General features: G+C 36.5%; 6 protein-coding genes. All 6 read left to right on the top strand.

Translation table 11 applies throughout. From position 1 onward, the window contains the following. Positions 1 to 279, top strand: a 279-nt coding sequence (locus Q0Y70_RS09310; RefSeq protein ID WP_297820240.1) for a hypothetical protein, incomplete at its 5' end; no start/stop codon positions are given. 10 nt (positions 280 to 289) lie between these two features. Beyond that, positions 290 to 1,462 (top strand): MerR family transcriptional regulator, encoded by a 1,173-nt coding sequence (locus Q0Y70_RS09305; protein ID WP_297820237.1) that lies wholly within the window; start codon positions 290 to 292, stop codon positions 1,460 to 1,462. Positions 1,463 to 1,613: 151 nt separating this feature from the next. Further along, positions 1,614 to 2,651 carry a dTDP-glucose 4,6-dehydratase gene (rfbB, locus tag Q0Y70_RS09300; RefSeq protein WP_297820234.1) on the top strand — a complete coding sequence of 346 codons (1,038 nt, stop codon included), beginning with the start codon at positions 1,614 to 1,616 and terminating at the stop codon, positions 2,649 to 2,651. 4 nt (positions 2,652 to 2,655) lie between these two features. After that, complete coding sequence (rfbA, locus tag Q0Y70_RS09295; protein WP_297820231.1) at positions 2,656 to 3,540, top strand: glucose-1-phosphate thymidylyltransferase RfbA; 885 nt, start codon at positions 2,656 to 2,658, stop codon at positions 3,538 to 3,540. Positions 3,541 to 3,564: 24 nt separating this feature from the next. Further along, on the top strand, positions 3,565 to 4,173 hold the full coding sequence (gene rfbC / locus Q0Y70_RS09290) for a dTDP-4-dehydrorhamnose 3,5-epimerase (protein ID WP_297820228.1): 609 nt from the start codon (positions 3,565 to 3,567) through the stop codon (positions 4,171 to 4,173). A 16-nt stretch (positions 4,174 to 4,189) separates the two neighbouring features. Continuing rightward, positions 4,190 to 5,176, top strand: a complete 987-nt coding sequence (gene rfbD / locus Q0Y70_RS09285; RefSeq protein WP_297820225.1) for a dTDP-4-dehydrorhamnose reductase — start codon at positions 4,190 to 4,192, stop codon at positions 5,174 to 5,176. Positions 5,177 to 5,356: the final 180 nt, after the last annotated feature.

The following is a 5,356-nucleotide window of genomic DNA, read 5'->3' as shown; positions in this document are numbered from 1 at the left end:
ATATTCAACTTAATATATCTAGGTGTAAAAAATGCTGCCGCTTACCAACGAAGAGATGGAATCACTGTGAAGCGAGCACAAAATTCTGCCATTACAAATATTAATCATTTTGCAGCTAGAGCACTCGATGAAAATTGGTCTTTAAAAAATTATGATATTCCCTATAAGATGGTAAGTGGATGTATGACAGATATTCTATATGATGAAATTTTAGGGCTAGGATCAGCTGGACATAATGAAATACCTACGGTAAATGCACTAAAAAATCTTCAAGATTAAAAAAATTAAAATGTCAACTTACTACACAAGCGGCGAATTTGCGAAAAAGGCGCATGTTTCAATTCGTACAATTCGATATTACGATCAAAAAAATTTATTAAAACCATCAACACACACGGCAAGTGGTGCAAGACGCTACACTGATGCTGATTTTGCCAAATTGCAACAAATTCTTCTATTAAAGTATCTTGGATTTTCTTTAACAGACATTCGAGAAATGACTTTAGGATCAGGAGATAGGCAGCTTTTACTTGATTCTCTGCAGATCCAAAAAAGACTAGTAGAAGAACGTCTTAAAGAAATGCAGAATGTTGCTACCGCTATTGATTCAACTAGTAGCACCTTAAAAGCAGGAGAAGAAGTAGACTGGAATAAGATGCTAGATTTGATTCATTTGACTTCAATGAATCAATCACTAAATACTCAGTATCAAAATGCTTCTAATATTTCCGCGCGAATCAAGCTTCACCGAGATTATTCTCTTAATAAAGAGGGATGGTTCCATTGGCTGTTTAGGCAGCTAAACTTAAAGCCGGGGATGAAGATTCTAGAATTAGGTGCTGGTAATGGTACTCTATGGTCACAAAATCTAGAGAGAATCCCAAAGGGATTAACCATTGTGTTATCTGATATTTCTGAAGGTATCTTAGCCGATGCGAAGAATGAAATTGGGGACAAATCAGAATTTCAATATGCAATATTTGATGCACAAAAAATACCTTTTGCGGAAAATACGTTTGATTTGGTAATTGCTAATCATATGCTTTTTTACTGTGACAATATTCCTAAGACTTTGAAGGAAGTAAAGAGAGTAATGAAAAAGGGCGCTTCTTTTGCGTGCTCTACTTATTCTAAAAGGCATATGTATGAAATTACTGATTTAGTTCAAGAGTTTAATCCAGAAATTGTTCTATCTTCAACTAACCTGTATGATCGATTTGGTTTAGACAATGGAGCTAAAATGCTGTCTCATGATTTTACTGATATTACTTGTCATAAGTATGAAGACGCAATTGAATTATCTGAATCTACGCCAGTAATTTCCTACATCTTATCTTGTCATGGCAATCAGAATTCAATTTTACTAGATCACTATAATGAATTTAAAAATTACGTTGACGATAAGGTAAAAGATGGTTTCCATATTACTAAAGATGTTGGATGTTTTATTTGTAAAAAATAAATTCAGGATCAAGCACATTGTAAAGCAAAGTGTTTGATCTTTTTTTGTGTGAAATTAAAAAACGGCATTTTTTTATTTTATTCCCTTGAAGGTGACGTAACGTAATGTTATATACTTCATATGAACTAAAAAATACTAATGGAGGAATAACATGAAAGTTGTTGTTACTGGTGGTGCCGGATTTATCGGCTCAAACTTTATTTTTTATATGTTGAAGAAGCATCCTGATTACGAAATTATCTGTTTGGATAGTTTGACTTATGCAGGTAATTTGTCAACTTTGAAAGACGTTATGGACAGGCCTAACTTCAAGTTTGTTAAGTTAGACATTCGTGATCGTAAAGGTGTTTACAAGTTATTTGAAGACGAAAAGCCTGATGTTATCGTTAACTTCGCTGCTGAAAGTCACGTTGACCGTTCTATTGAAAATCCAGAGATTTTCTTAGAAACTAACATTATTGGTACTTCTGTTTTAATGGACGCTTGCCGTAAATACGGTATCAAACGTTTCCACCAAGTATCTACTGATGAAGTTTATGGAGATTTACCTTTGGATCGTCCAGATCTTTTCTTCCATGAAGACACTCCGCTTCATACTTCAAGTCCTTACTCATCAAGTAAGGCTAGTGCTGACTTATTAGTTGGTGCATACGGCAGAACTTTCAACTTGCCAGTAACCATCTCACGTTGTTCTAACAACTATGGTCCATATCAATTCCCAGAAAAATTGATTCCTTTGATGATTCAAAGAGCATTAAACAATGAAAAATTACCAGTTTACGGTGATGGGAAGAATGTTCGCGACTGGCTCTATGTTGAAGACCACTGTAAGGCAATTGACCTGATCTTAGAAAATGGTAAACTTGGTGAAGTTTACAATATTGGTGGTCACAATGAAATGGCTAACATTGATATTGTTAAACTTATCTGTGATTACTTAGACAAGCCATACTCATTAATTGAGCACGTTACTGACCGTAAGGGGCATGACCGTCGGTACGCTATCGATCCAGAAAAGATTCATAACGAATTAGGCTGGCTTCCTGAAACTATGTTTAAAGATGGTATTAAGAAGACTATTCAATGGTACCTTGATAACAAGGAATGGTGGGAAAACATCATTTCTGGCGATTACCAAAATTACTACGAAGAAATGTATGGTAAGAAGCAAGTTTTAGATAAGGATTAAGCCAATGAAGGGAATTATTTTAGCAGGTGGGTCAGGTACCCGTTTATACCCGTTAACTTTAGTAACAAGTAAGCAATTATTGCCAGTTTACGACAAGCCAATGATTTATTATCCATTGTCAACTCTTATGCTTGCCGGTATTAAGGATATTTTGGTTATTTCTACTCCATCTGATACGCCACGATTCAAAGAGCTACTTGGCGACGGTTCACAATTTGGCGTTAAATTATCCTATAAGGTTCAGCCAAGTCCCGATGGGTTAGCGCAAGCATTTACTATTGGTGAAGATTTTATCAACGGTGAAGCATGTGCCATGGTTTTGGGTGACAACATTTTTTACGGTAATGGCTTTACTGACTTGCTTAAAAATGCGGCTGAAGATGCGCAAAATGGGAAGGCAACTGTTTTTGGTTACTACGTAAATGACCCAGAACGTTTTGGTGTTGTTGACTTTGATGAAAATGGTAATGCTGTATCTATTGAAGAAAAACCAGAACAACCTAAGAGTAACTATGCTGTTACAGGTTTATATTTTTACCCAGCAGGTGTGAGTGAAAAGGCTGCTCAAGTTAAGCCAAGTGCACGTGGTGAAGTTGAAATTACAAGTTTAAATGATATGTATCTTCAAGATGGTAACTTAGGTGTTCAATTATTAGGTCGTGGTTATGCATGGCTTGATACTGGTACAATGCATAGTTTGGTTGATGCTTCTAATTATGTAAAGATGATTGAAGAACGTCAGGGTGTATCTGTTTCTGCACCAGAAGAAATTGCTTATATTCATGGCTGGATTGACAAAGAAAAATTACTTGAAGCAGCAAAACACTATGGTAAGAGTCCATATGGACAGCACTTGCAGTCCGTTGCTGAAGGTAAATTACGTTACTAATTTTAAAGAGAAAGAAGATTAAAAATGGGACAAATTAAAGTTGAAAAAAATGTTGGTGGAATTGAAGGTTTAGCAGTTATTACACCAACTGTTCACGGCGATGATCGTGGTTACTTCATGGAAACTTTTAATCAAAGAGATATGATGGATGCTGGCTTTAGCATTAACTTTGTTCAAGATAACCAATCAAGCTCAACTAAGGGTGTACTTCGTGGTTTACACTTCCAAAAGAAATATCCACAAATTAAATTGGTTCGTGCTGTTCGCGGTAGTGTATTCGATGTTGCGGTTGACCTTCGTAGCGATTCAAAGACTTACGGTAAGTGGTATGGTGTTGAATTAACTGCTGAAAATAAGAAGCAATTCTTAATTCCACAAGGTTTTGCTCATGGTTTTCTTGTTTTAAGTGACGAAGCAGAGTTCTGCTACAAGGTTAACGATTTCTGGCACCCAAACGATGAAGGTGGTATGGCTTGGAACGATCCCGAAATTGATATCGAATGGCCACACCTTAAGGGTGATTACCCAGGTAGTCCAGATGCTAGTGGTTACACTCTTGATGATGGTACTAAGCTTACTTTATCTGAACGCGATCAAGAATGGAAAGGCTTAAAGGATACTTTTAAGTTTTAAGTAGTGAGGTAAATTAATGAAAGTTTTTGTAACTGGCGTTAATGGTCAACTTGGCCATGACGTAATGAATGAACTTGCTAAACGTGGCTATGAAGGTGTTGGTTCAGATTTGGCTGCCGAATATGCTGGAGTAGCTGATGGTACTCCTGTCACTAACGCTCCATATATAGCTTTAGATATCACAGATAAAGAGGCAGTAGATAAAGTTATTAGCGAAGTAAATCCTGATGTGATTGTCCATTGTGCAGCTTGGACGGCAGTTGATATGGCTGAAGATGATGACAAAGTCGCCGCTGTACGTAAAGTTAACGTTGGTGGTACTCAAAACATCTCCAATGTAGCTAAGAAATTAGACGTGCCAATGGTATACTTATCAACTGACTACGTCTTTGATGGTCAAGGAACTACACCATGGGAACCTGATTTTAAGGGTTACAAGCCATTAAATGTTTACGGTGAAACTAAGCTTGGCGGTGAAGAAGCTGTTGCTAATACCTTAGACAAGTACTTCATCGTTCGTATTGCTTGGGTATTTGGTGTAAATGGTTCTAACTTCATTAAGACCATGCTTAAAGTTGGTTCAAACCATGATGAAGTTAAAGTTGTTAGCGACCAAGTAGGTACACCAACTTATACTTTTGATTTAGCTCGTTTATTGGTAGACATGATTGAAACTGATAAGTACGGCTATTACCATGCAACTAATGCAGAATTGCCAGCAAGTGAAGGCGACCATGACGAAAATGGTACTAAGACCGGCTATATTTCTTGGTACGATTTCACCAAAGAAATCTACCGTCAAGCAGGCTATAAGACTAAGGTTACTCCCGTAACTACCGAAGAATATGGCTTATCAAAGGCTGTTCGTCCATTTAACTCTCGTTTAGACAAGAGTAAGTTAGAAGAAAACGGCTTTAAACCACTTCCAACTTGGCCAGACGCTATCAGCCGCTACTTAGATATTTTAAAGGCCGACGGCTTCTTTGATGAGTTAAGGAAGTAAGATTTTTAATTAAATAATACCGAATGAGAGATCAAGCAATTTTTGCTTGGTCTTTTTTGGTGGGGAAAATTTTTAAGTATAGTCTTATAGAGAAAAGTGTTTCAATAAAAACACCTTTCCAAATAAAAAGGTGTTTTTATTGAAACATTTCTATTGAAATTTATGGCAGTAAACTATAAA

The sequence above is a fragment of the uncultured Lactobacillus sp. genome (assembly GCF_947367085.1).
Classification (GTDB): Bacteria; Bacillota; Bacilli; order Lactobacillales; family Lactobacillaceae; genus Lactobacillus.
The sequence above is the reverse complement of the archived record's forward strand: the minus strand, read 5'-3'. Positions and strand labels throughout refer to the sequence as shown.

Bases quoted from the DNA above. Each gene is read 5' to 3' on its own strand.
- Q0Y70_RS09305 (WP_297820237.1), top strand. From the start codon at position 290: ATGTCAACTTACTACACAAGCGGCGAATTTGCGAAAAAGGCGCATGTT.
- rfbB (WP_297820234.1), top strand. From the start codon at position 1,614: ATGAAAGTTGTTGTTACTGGTGGTGCCGGATTTATCGGCTCAAACTTT.
- rfbA (WP_297820231.1), top strand. From the start codon at position 2,656: ATGAAGGGAATTATTTTAGCAGGTGGGTCAGGTACCCGTTTATACCCG.
- rfbC (WP_297820228.1), top strand. From the start codon at position 3,565: ATGGGACAAATTAAAGTTGAAAAAAATGTTGGTGGAATTGAAGGTTTA.
- rfbD (WP_297820225.1), top strand. From the start codon at position 4,190: ATGAAAGTTTTTGTAACTGGCGTTAATGGTCAACTTGGCCATGACGTA.